The following is a 16,068-nucleotide window of genomic DNA, read 5'->3' as shown; positions in this document are numbered from 1 at the left end:
GTACGACCGGCACAGCGGCGAGACGAGGAGTACGGGCGTGGACGTGCACGGCACAGTGGCCGAGGGCTTCGAGCCGGTGAGGGACGCGTTCGCACGGAACTTCGCCACGCTCGGGGACCGGGGCGCGGCGGTCGCCGTCTACCGGGACGGGCACAAGGTCGTCGACCTGTGGGGCGGCACCAGGGACGTCGACGGCACGGCCCCGTGGGAGCGCGGCACCGCCCAGGTCGTGCGCTCGGCGACGAAGGGGGTCGCCGCCGCCGTGCTCCTGCTGCTGCACCAGCGCGGGCAGCTCGACCTGGACGCGCCGGTCGGGCATTACTGGCCGGAGTTCAAGGCGCGGGGCAAGGAGCGGGTGCTGGTCCGGCACGTGCTGAACCACCGTGCGGGGCTGCCCGTCCTCGACCGGCCGCTCACCCCGCAGGAGGCCCTCGATCCGCTGAGGGGCCCGGAGGCGGTCGCCGCACAGGCCCCCGCCTGGGAGCCCGGCACCGACCACGGCTATCACGCGCTCACCTACGGCTGGCTGCTCGACGAACTCGTGCGGCGCGTCACCGGGCAGGGCGCCGGGCAGTGGCTCGCGTCGCAGGTCACCGGCCCGCTGGGCCTCGACCTCTGGCTCGGGCTGCCGGAGTCGGAGGCCGGCCGGGTGGGGCGGGTGGGCCGTGTCGAGGGGGCCGAACCGGCCGGGGGCCTGCGCGCCCGTCCGAAGCGCTCGGTCACCGAGGCCTACGAGGACCCGGACTCGCTCACCCGCCGGGCCTTCGCCGCGATCTCCCCCTTCCCCGACCAGAACGACCCCGCCTACCGCGCGTCCGCCCTGCCCGCGACGAACGCCATCGCGACGGCGGACGGACTGGCCCGCTTCTACGCGACCCTGATCGGCGACACGGCCGGCGCCGCGCGCCTGTTCACGCCTCAGACGGTGGAACGGGCCCGGGCCGAGGAGTCGGCGGGCCCCGACCGGGTCCTGGTGGTCGGCACCCGCTTCGGCCTCGGCTACATGCTGCACGGCAGCGCCTCGCCGTTCCTCTCCCCGGGTTCCTTCGGCCACCCGGGCCGCGGCGGCGCCCTCGGCTTCGCCGACCCGGAGACGGGGATCGCCTTCGGCTACGTCACCAACGGCTTCCGCAAGACCGTGACGGCGGATCCGCGGGCGCAGGGACTGGTGCGGGCGGTGCGGGGAGTCCTGGACCGGTAGGAGCCCCCATACAGACCGGTGGGAGCCGCTAGACGTGAATGGGGTGCGAGGTCCGGCCGGACGCCTGGTCGATCTCCTCGTGGGCCTTGGTCAGCAGCGCCATGGCGAGTTCGTTGAGGGCCCGGGCCCCGGCGATCTCCTCCCCGACCCTCGGCTGATTGGCGTCGGTCCGGTGCCGGCTGGCGTGCCCGTGCCCCCGTACCTCGGTGCCGTCGGGCAGGCGGACCATCGCGGCCGCTCGCGTGTGCTGGTCGTCTTCCGCGAACTCCATCTCGACGTGCCACCCCACGGTGGTGTGCATCATGACGATCACCTCCGGAACCCTTAGTTCCAGGGTGCTCCTCGCACGGTCCGGACGCACCCGGCTGCCGGGCCTATCCGGCGTGCAGCATCAGCCCGATCCCGACGACCAGCAGCCCGGCCGCCGCGATCCTCGGCGCGCCGAACCGCTCCTTGAAGAACACCGCCCCGATGGCCGCGCCCACGATGATCGACGACTCGCGCAGCGCCGCGATCGGCGCGAGTGCGGCCCTGGTCTGGGCCCACAGGACAAGGGCGTAGGCGGCGACGGACAGCGCGGCGCCGAGCACCCCGACCGCGGCGAAGGGCCGGAGCAGGGCGACCGTGTCACCGCGCCGGCGCCATGCCGCGTAGGCCGGGATGACGACTCCCTGCACCGCCATCAGCCAGGCGATGTAGCCGAGGGAGGACCCGGAGGCCCGCACGCCGAGACCGTCGAGGACGGTGTACACCGCTATGGTCAGCCCGGTCGCCAGGGCCGCCCCGATCGCCGCCCAGTCCGGCCGCCGCCCGCGCAGTCCCCACAGGGCGACGCCGGTGAGCCCCGCGCACGACAGGGCGATCCCGGCGGCGGCCCACCCGTCGGGCACCTCGTGCGCGAAGAGGGCGGCGAGCAGGGTCACGACCAGCGGCGCGGTGCCCCGGGCGATGGGATAGGCCTGCCCGAAGTCGCCCAGCCGGAAGGACTTCATCAGCAGGGCGTAGTAGGCGATGTGGACGGCTGCGGAGGCGAGCAGATACGGCCACGCCCCGGCCGCCGGGAACACCACGAACGGTGCCAGGGCCAGCCCGATCAGGGCGCCACCGCCCGAGATCAGCGTGAAGCCGGCCAGCTTGTCGGTGATCTTGTGGGCGATGGCGTTCCAGCTGGCGTGGGTGACGGCGGCGAGCAGGACGACGGCGGTGACCAGGGGGGTCACGCGGTGCGCTCGCGCACGTCCCCCAGGGTGCCGCCGGCGTGGGCGACGAGGTCCTCGGGGGTCATGGGGAACACGGAGTACGGCGTCCCGGCCGCGGCCCAGACGACGTCGTGGTCCAGCAGGGACCGGTCGGCGAGCACGCGGGTCCTGGTCCGGTGCCCGAAGGGCGGCACGCCGCCGATGGCGTACCCGGTGGTCTCCCGTACGACGTCCACCTTGGCCCGGGTGACCTTGTCGGCGCCGAGCTCCTTGCGGACGAGTTCGAGGTCGACGCGGGACGAGCCGTCCATGAGCACCAGGACCGGCACATCGTCCACTGCGAAGATCAGCGACTTGCAGATCTGGCTCAGCTCGCATCCGATGGCGGCGGCGGCCTCGGCGGCGGTGCGCGTGGCCTCCGGAAACCTGCGGACCTGCTGGAGGAGGTCTCCGAGCCCGAGCTCCCGCAGGGCCTCGGCGAATCGGGGATGAGCTCCAGAACCTTCGGCGGCGGCGGCTGTCGTCGTCATGCCCCGCACGCTAGCGGTACGTGTAGACGGCACGCGAGGCCGTTTCAGCCGGTGGCGTCCTCCGGGCGGACGTCCGCGAACTCCCACCAGGCGAGCGGCAGCCAGTCTCCGTCGACGAAGCCGTCGACGGATCCGCCGTTGCCCTGGATGGCCACACGGGTCCCGACCGGGTAGGTGGTGCCGGACAGTCCGGAGACCGCCACGAGAAGGGTGCCGATACGACGAGACAAAGCCCTACTTCCTTTCTCCTCTGGGTGCAAATCGTCTCATCATGCACCAGCCTGGTATATGAGCCACGGCACAGACGGAGGTGCTTGACGATGAGGGCTGTCGTATACAAGGGGCCCTTCGAGGTAGCGATCGAGCAAGTGGAGGATCCACGCATTCAGCACCCGAACGATGTGCTCGTCCGGGTCACGTCCACGGCCATCTGCGGCTCCGACCTGCACATGTACGAGGGCCGCACGGCCGCGGAGCCGGGCATCGTGTTCGGCCACGAGAACCTCGGCGTCGTCGAGGAGACAGGAGAGGGGGTCACCACCCTCAGCAAGGGCGACCGGGTGGTCATGCCGTTCAATGTGGCCTGCGGTTTCTGCAAGAACTGCTCGGCGGGCTACACGGGCTTCTGCCTGACGGTGAACCCGGGCTTCGCCGGCGGGGCCTACGGCTATGTCGCGATGGGGCCCTACACCGGAGGTCAGGCGGAGTACGTACGGGTCCCGTACGCCGACTTCAACTGCCTCAAGCTCCCGGAGGGCACCGAGAAGGAGACCGATTTCGTCCTGCTCGCGGACATCTTCCCGACGGGCTACCACGGCAACGAACTGGCCGACGTGCGCCCCGGCGACACGGTCGCCGTGTACGGCGCCGGTCCGGTGGGGCTGATGGCCGCCTACTCCGCGATGCTGCGCGGGGCGAGCAAGGTCTTCGTGGTCGACCGGGTGGCGGAACGCCTCCAGAAGGCCGAGGAGATCGGCGCGGTCCCGGTCGACTTCACCCAGGGCAACCCGGCGGAGCAGATCAAGGAACAGACCGGAGGCCAGGGGACCGACAAGGGCATCGACGCGGTGGGCTACCAGGCCCAGGCGCAGGGCGAGGACCGCGAGGAACCGGCGATCGTCCTGAACTCCCTGGTCGAAACGGTCCGCCCGACCGGCGCGCTGGGCATCCCCGGCCTCTACGTCCCGAGCGATCCGGGCGGTCCGGACGAGCAGTCCAAGAAGGGCATGCTCATGGTGTCCGTCGGGCGCCTCTTCGAGAAGGGGCTCCGCTTGGGCACCGGCCAGTGCAACGTCAAGCGGTACAACCGCCACCTGCGGGACATGATCATCGAGGACCGCGCGGAGCCCAGCTTCGTCGTCTCGCACGAGCTGCCGCTCGACGAGGCGTCGTCGGCGTACGAGAAGTTCGACAAGCGCGTCGAGGGCTACACCAAGGTGGTTCTCCATCCACAGGCGGCGTAGGAGGCCCGGCTGTCACTCGGTGACGTACCCGAGGAACGACTCCCACGTGGCGGGAACCACCGTCACGTGGGGAGTGTCCGGGGTCTTGGAGTCGCGGACGTGGATCGTGGCGGGGGTGTGGGCGACCTCTACGCAGTCGCCGGGGTCAGGTCCGCTGCTGTAGCTGCTCTTGACCCAGTGGAGTTCCGTGGCGCTCATAGTCTCCCCAGCGCTTGCTCAATGAAGGCCAGCGACTCCCTCGGAGAGAGAGCCTGCGCCCGGATCATCCCATAGCGCAGTTCAAGGACCCTGAGGTCCCGCGGACTTGAGACGGGACGGCCGTTGAACGCACCGTCAGAACGACCGACCCCCGTACCGTCCGAGAACCTCAGCACTTCGATCAGCCCGTGCATACCGGCATGCTCCTCACGATCAGTCGGCATCACTTGGAGCGAGATGGTCCGCGACTCTCCCACCTCCAGCAGGTGTTCGAGTTGTCGGCGCAACACCATCCTGCCTCCGAGAGGGCGTTCCAGCGTCACCTGTTCCTGGACGAAACTCAGAGCCGGAGCAGGGTCCCGATCGAACACGCATTTTCTGGCCATCCGTGCCGCGACCGCGCGTTCCACCACGTCGCGCGAGAGCGCGGGGAGTCGGTTCTCGAACATCACCTCGGCGTACTCGGGCGTCTGCAACAGGCCGTGGATGTGATGCGTGGTGTAGAGCAGCATCTCCACCGCCCGCTCCTCCAACTGCGCCAGTTCCCGAGCCCTCTTCGGGTACCGGGCCCTCTCCATGTCCTTCATGAACGCCCTCAGGTGCCCCTGGGCGTTCAGCACCTGATCCGCCCTGTCCAGGTACTCCGGCCGGGGAATCCGCGCCCCGCGTTCCATCTTGCGGATCATGTCCTCGCCGTAGCCGAGCACCTCGCCCAGCTCGGCGACCCGCATGCCCGCCGCCTCCCGGCACACCTTCAGCAGCTTCCCCACCGCCTGGACCAGCGGCTCGATCTCGTCGCCCGGCTCGACGTCCCAGCCGGCCTCGTCGACAGCCTCGTTCATGCCCCACCTCCATCGCGCAGCCGTACCCGTACAACGCCCGGGACAGCCGAGACAGCACGAGACAAACCCCGGACAGCAGCGATACGCACACCCGCTGTCGCCGGTCACGGGGCACGGACTCCGCCACGCTGAGTCACATGAACCAGGAGACCGCCATCCGCAACCTCAGCCTGCTGCTCTCGCCCACGCCCCGGGGAGCCCGGCTCGCCCGCCTCCTCGCCACGGAGCAACTCCGCGCTTGGGGACTGCCGTTGAGCCCTGCCGAGCAGATCGTCGCCGAGCTCGCGGCCAACGCCGCCACTCACGGGCGCGTCCCCGGCCGGGACTTCCGGCTGACGCTCCACGTCGTCGGCGGCACCCTCCGTATCGAGGTCACGGACACCTGCGGCGACCGGCTCCCCCATCTCAGGCGGCCGGCCCAGGACGCCACCGGCGGCCGGGGCCTCGTCGTCGTGGCCGCCCTCGCCGACTGCTGGGGCGTGACACCGGGCCCACACCCGCGCAAGACGGTGTGGGCCGAGGTCGGCATGCCAAGGTGAAAAGGCCGGTGAGGGCACGGAGCGCCCTCACCGGCCGGTCTTCCGCGAGTCGTCAGACGCGGACCAGTTCCCTGTCCCCGTCGTCGTCGCCGGAGCCGGCGCGCAGGCCCTCGCCCTCGACGTCCACGTTGGGCAGCGCGCGGTCGAGCCACTTCGGCAGCCACCACGCCTTGCGGCCGAGGAGGGCCAGGACGGCCGGGACGATGGCCATGCGGACGATGAACGCGTCGAAGAAGACCGCGGTCGCGAGACCGAAGCCGATCATCTTGACCATCGACTCGGAGGAGCCGATGAACCCGGCGAAGACGGCCATCATGATGACCGCGGCGGCGGTGACGACGCGCGCGCCGTGCCGGAACCCGGTGACCACGGCCTGGGCCGGCTTCTCACCGTGGACATACGCCTCGCGCATCCGGGTCACGAGGAACACCTCGTAGTCCATCGCCAGGCCGAAGACCACGCCGACCATGAAGATCGGCATCATCGACATGACCGGCCCGGTCTGCTCCACGCCCATCAGGCCGGACAGCCAGCCCCACTGGAAGACCGCGACGACCGCGCCGAGAGCCGCCATCACCGACAGCAGGAAGCCGAGGGCCGCCTTCAGCGGGACCAGGATCGAGCGGAAGACCACGATCAGCAGCAGGAAGGCCAGGCCCACCACCAGCACCAGGTAGGGCACCAGTGCGTCGTTGAGCTTCTCGCTGACGTCGATGTTCATGGCCGTGCTGCCGGTGACCAGGACGTTCGCGCCGGTGTCGGCCTTGATGCCCGCGCCCGCGTCCCTGATGCCGTGCACCAGGTTCTCCGTGGTGACCGAGGAGGGCTTGGAGCCGGGGATCACGGTGATGGTGGCGGTGTCGCCGGCCTTGTTGGGCTGCGCCGGCGTGACCGTCACGACGTCCTTCAGGCCCTTGATCTCCTCGCGGGTCTCGGCGAAGACCGCCTTCGCGTCGTCGCTGCCCTTCGCGTCGACGACGACCATGAGCGGGCCGTTGAAGCCGGGCCCGAAGCCCTCGGACAGCAGGTCGTAGGCGCGGCGCTGGGTGGTGGAGGTGGGCTGGGAGCCGTCGTCGGGCAGGCCGAGCTCCAGGGAGGTCGCCGGGACGGCCGCCGCGCCGAGGCCGATGACGCCGAGCAGCAGGACGGCGACCGGGCGGCGCACGACGAAGCTCGCCCAGCGCGTGCCCAGGTTCGGCTTGGCCGGCTGGTCCTTCTTCTTCGCCCGGCCGAGGAGCTTGCCCTTCTCCCCCATCGGCCGCACCTTCCGGCCCGCGTAGCCGAGCAGCGCCGGGATCATCGTCAGGGCGATCAGCACGGCGATGGCCACGGTGCCCGCCGCCGCGATGCCCATCTTCGTCAGCATCGGGATGTTGACCACGGACAGGCCCACCAGCGCGATCACCACCGTCAGACCTGCGAAGACCACCGCGGAACCCGCCGTGCCGACGGCCCGGCCCGCCGCCTCCTCGCGCTCGCGGCCCTCGGCCAGTTCGGCGCGGTAGCGGGAGACGATGAACAGCGCGTAGTCGATGCCGACGGCCAGGCCGATCATCATGGCCAGGATGGACGTGGTCGAGCCGAGGTCCAGCGCACTGGCCAGGCCGGTGATCGTGGAGACGCCGATGCCCACGCCGATGAGCGCCGTCAGCAGCGGCAGCCCGGCCGCGACCAGCGAGCCGAAGGTGATGACCAGGACGACCGCGGCGACCGCGATGCCGATGACCTCGCTGGAGCCGGTGTGCGGGACGGCCTGGAGCGCGTCACCGCCGATCTCGACGGTCAGCCCGGCCTCGCGCGCGTCCTGCGCGGTGTCCTTGAGGGCGTCCTTCGCGGCGTCGTCCAGCTCCATGCCGGAGACCTTGTACGACACCTGCGCGTAGGCGATGGTGCCGTCCTTGCTGACGGCCTTCGCCCGGTAGGGGTCGGTGACGCGGACGACGTCGGAGCCGTCGGACAGCTCCCTCACCGTGTCCCGGACCGTCGCCTTGTTGCCCGGGTCGGTCATCTTCTCGCCGCTCGGCGCCTTGAAGACGACGCGTGCGGTGGCGCCGTCGGCACTGGTGCCGGGGAAGCGCTGCTCCAGCAGGTCGAAGGCCTTCTGGGCCTCGGTGCCGGGGATGGAGAACGAGCTGTTGCCCGCGGTGGGGGCGCCGGCCGCGCCGACACCGGCGAGGGTCAGCAGCGCCACCCATATCAGGGCGACGAAGTGCCGCCGCCGGAACGAGAGCCGGCCGAGTTTGTAGAGGAAAGTGGCCACGAGGGCGTACTCCAGGTCAGTCGTGTGGTCTTCAGGGCAGGGGTGATCGGCCCGACGACATGAGCGGAGACGTCAGGTAGGGGGCTGGACGAGGGGGACTACTCGGTGGGCACGCCGAGGGCGGGGAGGACCACGGCGTCGATGTACGAGGTGAGGAAGGCCTGGGTCGGCGGTTGATCGTCGATCAGCGTGCGCGTGGCGAAAGCTCCCACGAGCATGTGCACCACGTAGTCCAGTGCGGGGCAGTCGGCGCGGACCTCGCCGCGGTCGACGGCTCTGTGCACCACCCGGTGGAACTCTTCCATCTCCGGCTCGATGAGCAGTTCCTTGAAGGCCCTAAGAAGGTCCGGGTTGGCGTGCACGGCCATGAACAGGCCCCGCATCAGCGCGGCGTTCTGCTGCATGGCGCAGTCGTCCTCACGGGCGGTGAGGGCGTGGAGGTCGCCGCGCAGGGACCCGGTGTCGACGTCGGCGATGCTGCCCGGCTTGTTGTGCCGGATCGCCTTCGCCACCAGCTCGGGCTTTCCGCCCCACTGGCGGTAGAGGGTGGCCTTGCTGGAGCGGGTGCGCGCCGCCACGGCGTCCATGGTGAGGGCGTCGTAGCCGACTTCGCGGAGCAGGTCGAGCACGGCCGCGTAGAGCTCGGCCTCACGCTCGGGGGTGATCCGACTGCGACGCGCGGTGGCGACCTCAGTCATCTCTTCCGCCTTCCTGCTCCGAACGACACTGTTTCGTACACCGCCAAGGTAGCGCACCCCTCATGAAAACGAAACCGTTTCGTACGTCTGCCGGGTCACAGCTGGTCGGTTCGCCTGGAGTTGCCCTGGTCCGTCCCCCGGCAAAGCATGAGGACGTGACTTATCTGCGTCTGCCGCACCTCCATGACGACCTGCTGTGCTTCGTGGCCGAGGACGACCTCTGGCTCGCCCCGCTCGACTCCCCCGGCCGGGCCTGGCGGCTCACCGTCGACCGCACCAAGCTGGGCCACCCGCGCTTCTCGCCCGACGGCCGCCACCTGGCGTACACGAGCTGGCGCACCCTGGTGCCCGAGGTCCACGTCGTCCCGGTGGACGGCGGCCCCGGCCACCAGGTGAGCCACTGGAGCAGCGCCGACACCCGGGTCTGCGGCTGGACACCGGACGGCGAGATCCTGGCCGTGGCCTCCCACGGCGAGCCCTTCTCCTACTACACCTGGGCCTACAAGGTCTCCCCCGAAGGCGACCCGGGCCGCAAACTGCCCTGGGGGCCGGTCTCCGACATCCAGGTCGCCGACGTGGACGGCGAGCGCAGGTCCCTGCTGCTGACCGGCACCCCGCCGCACGAACCGGCCTCCTGGAAGCGCTACCGCGGCGGCGCCACGGGCAGGCTCTGGCTGCACGGCGAACGACTGCTGGAGGGCCTCGGCGGCCATCTGCACTCCCCCATGTTCGTCGGCGGCCGGATCGCGTTCCTCTCCGACCACGAGGGGGTCGCCAACCTCTACTCCTGCGCCCCCGACGGCTCCGGCCTGCGCCGGCACACCGACCACGACGCCTTCTACGCCCGGCACGCCGCCAGCGACGGCACTCGGGTCGTGTACCAGTGCGCGGGCGACCTGTGGATCGTCGACGACCTGTCCCCGGACTCCGAGCCGCGCCGGCTGGACGTCCGGCTGAGCGGGCCGCGCGCGGGGCGGCGCCCCTACCAGGTGGCGGCGTCCCGGCACATCGACGGGCTCTCGGTCGACGAGACCGGGCGGGCCGGCGCGGTCGTGGTGCGCGGCAGCCTGTACTGGCTGACCCACCGGGACGGCCCGGCCCGCGCCCTCACCGACACCCCGGGCGTGCGGGTACGGCTGCCGGAGATGCTCGGCGGCAGCGGACGGGTCGCGTACGTGACCGACGCCGAGGGCGAGGACGCCGTCGAGATCGCCTCCCTGCCCCGGGCCAGCGGCGACCGGGCGCCCCGGAGGCTGGCCCCGGGAGCGCTGGGCCGAGTGCGCGAGCTGGTCTCGGACCCGGAGGGCGAGCGGCTCGCGGTCGCCTCGCACGACGGCCGGCTCCTCCTCATCGACGTCACCGAGGACTCCGACGGCGAGGTCACCGAGCTGATCCGGTCGGTCAACGGGCCCGTGCGCGACCTCGCGTTCTCCCCGGACGGGGCGTGGCTCACCTGGTCGCACCCGGGCATCGGGCGGACCCTGCGGCAGATCAAGATGGCCCGGCTCGCCGACCGGCTGATCGTCGACGTGACCAACGGCCGCTTCGAGGACGAGAACCCGGTCTTCACCCGCGACGGCCGCTACCTCGCCTTCCTGTCCTGGCGCGGCTTCGACCCCGTCTACGACGTGCACACCGGCGACCTGTCCTTCCCGCTGGGCTGCCGCCCGTACCTGGTGCCGCTGTCCTCCGCGACGCCCTCCCCGTTCGCGGTGAACCCGGAGGGCCGCCCGGCCGCGGGGGGCCTGGACCCGGTGGAGGACGACGACAACGGGGACAACGGGGCCGTGACCGTCGAGGTGGAGGGTCTGGAGAGCCGCGTCACGCCGTTCCCGGTGGCCGCCTCCAAGTACTCGGCGCTGTACCCGGTGGCGGGCGGCGGGCTGGTGTGGCTGCGCTGGCCGATCTCGGGCGCCCTCGGCGAGACGTTCGCCAACCCGGACGACACCAGCGGCCGGCCGACCCTGGAGCACTTCGGCATCACCAAGGCCAAGAAGTCCGAACTCGCCCAGCACCTCGACTGGTTCGCGGTCAGCGGCGACGGCAGCCGGCTGGTGATCGTCGACGAGGGCGAGCTGCGCGCGGTACCGGCGAGCGAACCGGGCGACAGCGACTCCACCGTGTGGATCGACGCGCGCCGCATCCTGCACGTGGCCGACCCGGCGGCGGAGTGGCGACAGTCCTACGAGGAGGCCGGGCGGCTGATCCGGGCCTACTTCTGGGACCCGGGCATGTGCGGCATCGACTGGGACGGGGTGCTGGACCAGTACCGCCCGCTGGTCGAAAGGGTCGCCTCCCCCGACGAGTTCGCCGACCTGCTGCGCGAGGTCCTCGGCGAACTCGGCACCTCCCACGCCTACGTCACCGCCGCCCGGCGCAACGAGGGCCCGCCGCACTACCAGCGCCGCCAGGGCCTGCTGGGCGCCAACTTCGTGCGCCGGGACGGCGGCTGGATGGTCAAGCGGATCCTGCCCGGCGACTCCTCCGACTCCAAGGCCCGCTCCCCGCTGGCCGGCACGGGCATCCGTGAGGGCGCGCTCCTCACCCACGTCGACGGCCGCCCGGTGGATCCGGACGCGGGCCCGTACCCGCTGCTGGCCGGTGCGGGCGGTACGACGGTGGAGCTGACCTTCCGCCCGGCGGGGGGCGAGGGCCCGCCCCGGCGGGTCGCGGTCGTCCCGCTCGTCGACGAGCGGCCGCTGCGCTACCAGGACTGGGTGGCCAAACGCCGTGCGGTGGTGCGGGAGTTGAGCGGCGGCCGCTGCGGCTATCTGCACATCCCGGACATGGGCGGTTCGGGCTGGGCGCAGTTCAACCGCGACCTGCGCATGGAGGTGTCCCGCCCGGCGCTGATCGTGGACGTGCGCGGCAACGCGGGCGGCCACATCAGCGAGCTGGTCGTCGAGACACTGAGCCGGACCGTCCTGGGCTGGGACCTGACCCGGGACGCCCAGGCGGTGTCGTACACCTCGAACGCGCCACGGGGTCCGGTGGTGGCCCTGGCGGACGAGGCGACCTCCTCCGACGGCGACATGATCACGGCCGCGTTCAAGCTGCTGAAGCTCGGCCCGGTCGTGGGGCAGCGCACCTGGGGCGGAGTGGTCGGCATGACCGGCCGCCACGAGCTGGGCGACGGCACGGTGATCACGGTGCCGATGAACGCCGCCTGGTTCGACGCCTACGGCTGGTCCGTGGAGAACAAGGGCGTCGCCCCCGACATCGACGTCCTGCGCACTCCACTGGACTGGGCCGAGGGGCGGCACGCCCAGCTGACCGACGCGGTGGAGCTGGCACTCGGGCTGCTGGAGAGCAACCCGCCGGCCACGCCGCCGACCTACAGCGACGTACCGGACCGCTCCCGCCCGAAGCTGCCGCCCCGGTCGTGAGCCGACGGGCCGGCGGGCGACGCAGCGGAAAGGGGCGCCCCGCTCGGGGGCGCCCCCTTCCTTCACCGCGTGACGTCAGACGTCGTAGTCCTGGTCGAAGCGGTCCTCCTGCTCACGCTCACGCTCGCGCTGCGGCTCGGAGCGCTCACGGTCACGCTGCGGCTGCGAGGGGTCCATGTCCTCCTCGCGCCGACGGCCGCGGCCCTGCATCTGCTCGCGAGCCTGGTCCGCCTTCTGACGGGCCTGGTTCTGCCACTGCTCGGACTTCTCCTGGAACTGGTCCTTCATACCCATGTGGGTTCACTCCCGTTGGGGGTGAGGGGATCTGGCTCGATCAGATTCACACGGGCCGTGACGCTGCGCATGTCGATCACTCACGGAGCGTAGTGCGCTGCTGCTCGTCGGCCGCCCCACCGGCTCCGACCAGGCCCGTGCGCATGCCGGTCAGCCGGTCCGCGAACCGCCGCATCTCGCGCTGGCCCACCGTGCCGATGACCGCGGGCAGATAACCGCGCACGCCCTGCATCCCGCGCAGCCACCACTGCCCGTACACATGGCTCGACCGCCGCTCGATCCCCTCCACGAGCCGGTCCACGGCCGGGCCGAGCGGATAGGTCTTGTTGGACGGCCAAGGCAGCCGCTGCCTCAACTCCCGCATCACGTCGTCCTGATCGGCCCCGCGCACCATGTCGGTGTCGGTCCACGACAGGTATCCGACGCCCACCTTCACGCCCCGGTGCCCGACTTCGGCCCGCAGGCTGTGCGCGTAGGCCTCCACGCCCGACTTGGACGCGCAGTACGCGGTCATCATCGGCGCCGGGGTGATCGCGGCGAGGGAGGCGATCTGGAGCAGATAGCCACGGCTTCGGGTCAGCAGCGGCAGGAAGGCGCGGGCGGTCACCGCCGAGCCGATCAGGTTGACCTCGATCACCCGCCGCCAGGACTCCGGGTCGGAGTCGGCGAACGGACCGCCGGTGGCCACACCGGCGTTGGCCACGACGATGTCGACCCGGCCGAAGCGCTCCTCGACCTCGCCCGCGACCCGGGCCATCGCCTCGTGGTCGGTGACGTCGGCGTGCCAGTGGTCGCTTTCGCTGTGCAGCCGCTCGGAGACCTGCTTGAGCGCGTCCGGCTCCAGACCGACCAGCGCCACCTTCACCCCGCGCGCGGACAGCTTGCGGGCCAGCAACTCCCCCACGCCGCGCGCCGCCCCGGTCACCACCGCGACCTTGCCTTCGAGGCTCACCCTGCTCATGCGCTCTCCTCCGTGACGACCTGGATGTGTGCGTGGACCAGTTCACGGATGGTGCGCGTGACCGGTCCGGGCGCCTCGACGGGCGTCATGTGGCCGATGCCGGGCAGTTCCGTGATCCCGGTGCAGTGCGGCAGCGCGGCGGCCAGGGCACGGGCCTGCGCCGGCGGGGTCAGCCGGTCCGCCGTACCGACGATCACGGCCGTGGGCACGTCCAGCTCCCGCACGCCGTGGTCGAGGTCCAGCATGTCCAGCACCTGCGACCAGGCGTGGCGGACCGTGCGGGGGCAGCCGTGCACGATCCGGGCGCACGCCTCGATCATGTCGGGGGCCGAACCGGGCCCCATCGTGCCGTACTTGAGGATCCGGCGGGCCAGTGGCGTGACCGGCCCGAGCGGGGCGCGGGAGCCGAGGATCCGCCGGGTCAGCCAGGTGCGCACCGGCCCGGGCCGCAGCGGGACGACGGTGGAGGCCGCCACCAGCTGCGAACTGCCCGTGCTGCACAGCAGGACGGCGGCCGCGTGCGCCCGGAAGGCGGCTCTCCCGGAGGCCGCCATCACGGTCATGCCGCCCATGGAGTGCCCGGCGATCACGGCCTGTTCGCCGGGCGCGAGGGTGGCTTCGAGGACGGCTTCCAGATCGTCGGCGAGCGCGTCGGAGCTGCACGCCGGGCTCGCGGGGCTGCGGCCGTGCCCGCGCTGGTCGTAGACGATGACCCGGTGGTCGACGGCGAGGTCGCGGATCTGCGCCGCCCAGAAGGCGGTGGAGCAGGTCCAGCCGTGGGCGAGGACGACGGCGGGACCGGCGTCGGGCCCGTGGATCTCGACGTGCAGCCGGGCACCGTCGGCGGAGACGGCGGTCAGCTCGCGCGCCGGGGCGGGCGGGGCGTAGGGGCCGGAGTCGACGTACGGGAGACGGCTCACGCCTGCACCCCCGCGTTCTTCACCGCGGTGGCCTTCTCCGCCGCCGCGGTCTCCTGCGTGGCCTTCTTCGGCGCGGACGCCCGCAGGACGTCGTACTCGGCGAGGTCCACCCGGCGCGTCGCCCGCCGGAACTCGGCGGTCGTGCCCGGCCAGATGGTGGTGTTGCGGCCGCTGGCGTCGAGGTACCAGCTGGTGCAGCCGCCGGTGTTCCACACGGTGCGCTTCATACGCTCCTGCACCCGGTGGTTCCAGGCGCGCACGGCCTCGGGGCGTGCGTCGAGGGCGACCCGGCCGCCGAGGACGTCGAGCTGCCGGACGTAGTCGGCGAGGTAGTTCAGCTGGGACTCGATCATCAGGATCATCGAGGAGTTCCCGAGGCCGGTGTTGGGCCCGATGACCGTCATCCAGTTGGGGAAGCCGGCCGCCGAGGCGCCGCGCAGCGCCTCCATGCCGCCCTTCCAGGCCTCGGCGAGGGTCCGCCCGTCGGCGCCCACGACCCGGTCGGCGATCGGCATGTCGGTGACGTGGAACCCGGTGCCGAAGACGATCGCGTCGGCCTCGGCCTCACTGCCGTCGGCGGCGACCAGGGTGGAACCGCGCACCTCGGCGAGGCCGCTCGCGACGACGTCCACATTCGGCCGGGCGATCGCCGGGTAGTACTCACTGGACAGCAGGATCCGCTTGCAGCCGATGCGGTAGTCCGGGGTGAGCTTGGCCCGCAGCGCCGGGTCCTTGATCGCCCGGGCCATGTTCCGCTTGGCCAGCTGCTCCACGAAGCCGAGCTCGTTCGGCCGCTTGGTGAACGCCTGGACCTGCAACTCCCGGATGCCCCACAGCAGTCCGCGCCTGACCTGCGAGGTGAAGGGCAGCCGCCGGTGCAGCCACCGCTCCGCGTCGCTGATCGCCCGGTCCATGCGCGGCATCACCCAGGGCGGAGTGCGCTGGAAGAGGGTGAGCCGGGAGACCTGCGGCTGGATCGACGGCACGATCTGGATGGCCGAGGCGCCGGTCCCCACCATCGCCACGCGCTTGCCGCGCAGGTCGTAGTCGTGGTCCCAGCGGGCGGAGTGGAACACCTTGCCCGGGAAGGACGCCAGGCCCGGGATGTCCGGCACCTTCGGGTCGGACAGCGGCCCGGTGGCCGAGACGACCATGTCCGCCGACAGGCTGCCGCTGCTGGTCTCGATGTCCCAGCACAGCCGCTCGGCGTTCCACGCCATCCGCTTCACCTCCGAGTCGAAGCGGATGTGCGGCCGCAGCCGGAACACGTCCGTCACGTGCTCCAGGTAGGCGCGGATGTGCTGCTGCCCCGAGAAGGTGCGCGGCCAGTCGGGGTTGGGCGCGAAGGAGAACGAGTACAGGTGGGACGGCACGTCACACGCGCACCCCGGGTAGCTGTTGTCCCGCCAGGTGCCGCCGACACTGCTCGCCCGCTCCAGGACGACGAAGTCGGTGACGCCCTCGCGGCGCAGCCGCACGGCGGCCCCCAGCCCGCCGAACCCGGACCCGACCACCGCGACCCGTACGTGCTCGCGTTCGCGCTCGCCCATGCCGACACCTCCACACACCACGAGAAC

At 71.7% G+C, this 16,068-nt stretch carries 16 protein-coding genes; 4 read left to right on the top strand and 12 right to left on the bottom strand.

Annotation, left to right across the window (positions count from 1 at the left end; all coding sequences use genetic code 11):
- Positions 1-37 precede the first annotated feature (37 nt).
- Positions 38-1,201 carry a serine hydrolase domain-containing protein gene (locus AB0I06_RS15760; protein ID WP_363119346.1) on the top strand — a complete coding sequence of 388 codons (1,164 nt, stop codon included), beginning with the start codon at positions 38-40 and terminating at the stop codon, positions 1,199-1,201.
- A 28-nt stretch (positions 1,202-1,229) separates the two neighbouring features.
- Here the strand turns inward: AB0I06_RS15760 and AB0I06_RS15755 are convergent, their stop codons facing one another.
- The 4 genes from AB0I06_RS15755 to AB0I06_RS15740 all read right to left on the bottom strand — a co-directional run bounded on the left by AB0I06_RS15755 (position 1,230) and on the right by AB0I06_RS15740 (position 3,160).
- Entirely contained in the window at positions 1,230-1,505 is a 276-nt protein-coding gene (locus tag AB0I06_RS15755; protein ID WP_363119345.1) for a DUF1876 domain-containing protein, read from the bottom strand.
- A gap of 70 nt (positions 1,506-1,575) precedes the next feature.
- Positions 1,576-2,421: a DMT family transporter gene (locus AB0I06_RS15750; RefSeq protein WP_363119344.1), complete on the bottom strand. Its 846-nt coding sequence runs from the start codon at positions 2,419-2,421 to the stop codon at positions 1,576-1,578.
- A complete protein-coding gene (locus AB0I06_RS15745; protein WP_363119343.1) occupies positions 2,418-2,930 on the bottom strand; it encodes a YbaK/EbsC family protein in 513 nt (170 codons plus the stop codon). Before AB0I06_RS15745 ends, AB0I06_RS15750 begins: the two co-directional genes overlap by 4 nt.
- 44 nt (positions 2,931-2,974) lie before the next feature.
- Entirely contained in the window at positions 2,975-3,160 is a 186-nt protein-coding gene (locus AB0I06_RS15740; RefSeq protein ID WP_248503812.1) for a hypothetical protein, read from the bottom strand.
- A gap of 90 nt (positions 3,161-3,250) precedes the next feature.
- Between AB0I06_RS15740 and AB0I06_RS15735 the strand changes: the two genes are divergently transcribed.
- Positions 3,251-4,393 carry a glutathione-independent formaldehyde dehydrogenase gene (locus tag AB0I06_RS15735; protein ID WP_363119342.1) on the top strand — a complete coding sequence of 381 codons (1,143 nt, stop codon included), beginning with the start codon at positions 3,251-3,253 and terminating at the stop codon, positions 4,391-4,393.
- A gap of 12 nt (positions 4,394-4,405) precedes the next feature.
- Here the strand turns inward: AB0I06_RS15735 and AB0I06_RS15730 are convergent, their stop codons facing one another.
- Together AB0I06_RS15730 and AB0I06_RS15725 are read right to left on the bottom strand one after the other, a co-directional pair.
- A complete protein-coding gene (locus AB0I06_RS15730; RefSeq protein ID WP_363119341.1) occupies positions 4,406-4,591 on the bottom strand; it encodes a DUF397 domain-containing protein in 186 nt (61 codons plus the stop codon).
- Positions 4,588-5,433 (bottom strand): helix-turn-helix transcriptional regulator, encoded by an 846-nt coding sequence (locus tag AB0I06_RS15725; protein WP_363119340.1) that lies wholly within the window; start codon positions 5,431-5,433, stop codon positions 4,588-4,590. The genes AB0I06_RS15730 and AB0I06_RS15725 overlap by 4 nt, the downstream gene beginning before the upstream one ends.
- 137 nt (positions 5,434-5,570) lie before the next feature.
- Here AB0I06_RS15725 and AB0I06_RS15720 point away from each other — a divergent pair, with 137 nt between their 5' ends.
- A complete protein-coding gene (locus AB0I06_RS15720; RefSeq protein ID WP_363119339.1) occupies positions 5,571-5,972 on the top strand; it encodes an ATP-binding protein in 402 nt (133 codons plus the stop codon).
- 52 nt (positions 5,973-6,024) lie between these two features.
- On the opposite strand, the gene AB0I06_RS15715 is transcribed toward AB0I06_RS15720, so the two are convergent.
- Positions 6,025-8,232: an MMPL family transporter gene (locus tag AB0I06_RS15715; protein WP_363119338.1), complete on the bottom strand. Its 2,208-nt coding sequence runs from the start codon at positions 8,230-8,232 to the stop codon at positions 6,025-6,027.
- A gap of 98 nt (positions 8,233-8,330) precedes the next feature.
- Positions 8,331-8,930: a TetR/AcrR family transcriptional regulator gene (locus AB0I06_RS15710; protein ID WP_363119337.1), complete on the bottom strand. Its 600-nt coding sequence runs from the start codon at positions 8,928-8,930 to the stop codon at positions 8,331-8,333.
- Between the two features lie 155 nt (positions 8,931-9,085).
- Between AB0I06_RS15710 and AB0I06_RS15705 the strand changes: the two genes are divergently transcribed.
- On the top strand, positions 9,086-12,316 hold the full coding sequence (locus AB0I06_RS15705; protein ID WP_363119336.1) for a S41 family peptidase: 3,231 nt from the start codon (positions 9,086-9,088) through the stop codon (positions 12,314-12,316).
- Positions 12,317-12,391: 75 nt separating this feature from the next.
- Here AB0I06_RS15705 and AB0I06_RS15700 read toward each other — a convergent pair whose 3' ends face one another.
- From AB0I06_RS15700 to AB0I06_RS15685, 4 genes are all read right to left on the bottom strand, one after another.
- Positions 12,392-12,610 carry a hypothetical protein gene (locus tag AB0I06_RS15700; protein ID WP_363119335.1) on the bottom strand — a complete coding sequence of 73 codons (219 nt, stop codon included), beginning with the start codon at positions 12,608-12,610 and terminating at the stop codon, positions 12,392-12,394.
- A 76-nt stretch (positions 12,611-12,686) separates the two neighbouring features.
- Positions 12,687-13,571, bottom strand: a complete 885-nt coding sequence (locus tag AB0I06_RS15695; protein ID WP_363119334.1) for an SDR family oxidoreductase — start codon at positions 13,569-13,571, stop codon at positions 12,687-12,689.
- Complete coding sequence (locus tag AB0I06_RS15690) at positions 13,568-14,491, bottom strand: alpha/beta hydrolase (protein WP_363119333.1); 924 nt, start codon at positions 14,489-14,491, stop codon at positions 13,568-13,570. Before AB0I06_RS15690 ends, AB0I06_RS15695 begins: the two co-directional genes overlap by 4 nt.
- The gene (locus AB0I06_RS15685) at positions 14,488-16,041 is read right to left on the bottom strand and encodes an NAD(P)/FAD-dependent oxidoreductase (RefSeq protein ID WP_363119332.1); all 1,554 of its coding nucleotides are present in this window, start codon (positions 16,039-16,041) and stop codon (positions 14,488-14,490) included. Before AB0I06_RS15685 ends, AB0I06_RS15690 begins: the two co-directional genes overlap by 4 nt.
- Positions 16,042-16,068: the final 27 nt, after the last annotated feature.

It is taken from the genome of Streptomyces sp. NPDC050674 (genome assembly GCF_040654575.1).
Taxonomy (GTDB): Bacteria; Actinomycetota; Actinomycetes; order Streptomycetales; family Streptomycetaceae; genus Streptomyces.
This window is presented reverse-complemented; position numbering and strand designations above follow the sequence as displayed.

Bases quoted from the DNA above. Each gene is read 5' to 3' on its own strand.
- AB0I06_RS15755 (WP_363119345.1), bottom strand. From the start codon at position 1,505: ATGATGCACACCACCGTGGGGTGGCACGTCGAGATGGAGTTCGCGGAA.
- AB0I06_RS15745 (WP_363119343.1), bottom strand. From the start codon at position 2,930: ATGACGACGACAGCCGCCGCCGCCGAAGGTTCTGGAGCTCATCCCCGA.
- AB0I06_RS15735 (WP_363119342.1), top strand. From the start codon at position 3,251: ATGAGGGCTGTCGTATACAAGGGGCCCTTCGAGGTAGCGATCGAGCAA.
- AB0I06_RS15730 (WP_363119341.1), bottom strand. From the start codon at position 4,591: ATGAGCGCCACGGAACTCCACTGGGTCAAGAGCAGCTACAGCAGCGGA.
- AB0I06_RS15725 (WP_363119340.1), bottom strand. From the start codon at position 5,433: ATGAACGAGGCTGTCGACGAGGCCGGCTGGGACGTCGAGCCGGGCGAC.
- AB0I06_RS15720 (WP_363119339.1), top strand. From the start codon at position 5,571: ATGAACCAGGAGACCGCCATCCGCAACCTCAGCCTGCTGCTCTCGCCC.
- AB0I06_RS15710 (WP_363119337.1), bottom strand. From the start codon at position 8,930: ATGACTGAGGTCGCCACCGCGCGTCGCAGTCGGATCACCCCCGAGCGT.
- AB0I06_RS15700 (WP_363119335.1), bottom strand. From the start codon at position 12,610: ATGGGTATGAAGGACCAGTTCCAGGAGAAGTCCGAGCAGTGGCAGAAC.
- AB0I06_RS15695 (WP_363119334.1), bottom strand. From the start codon at position 13,571: ATGAGCAGGGTGAGCCTCGAAGGCAAGGTCGCGGTGGTGACCGGGGCG.
- AB0I06_RS15685 (WP_363119332.1), bottom strand. From the start codon at position 16,041: ATGGGCGAGCGCGAACGCGAGCACGTACGGGTCGCGGTGGTCGGGTCC.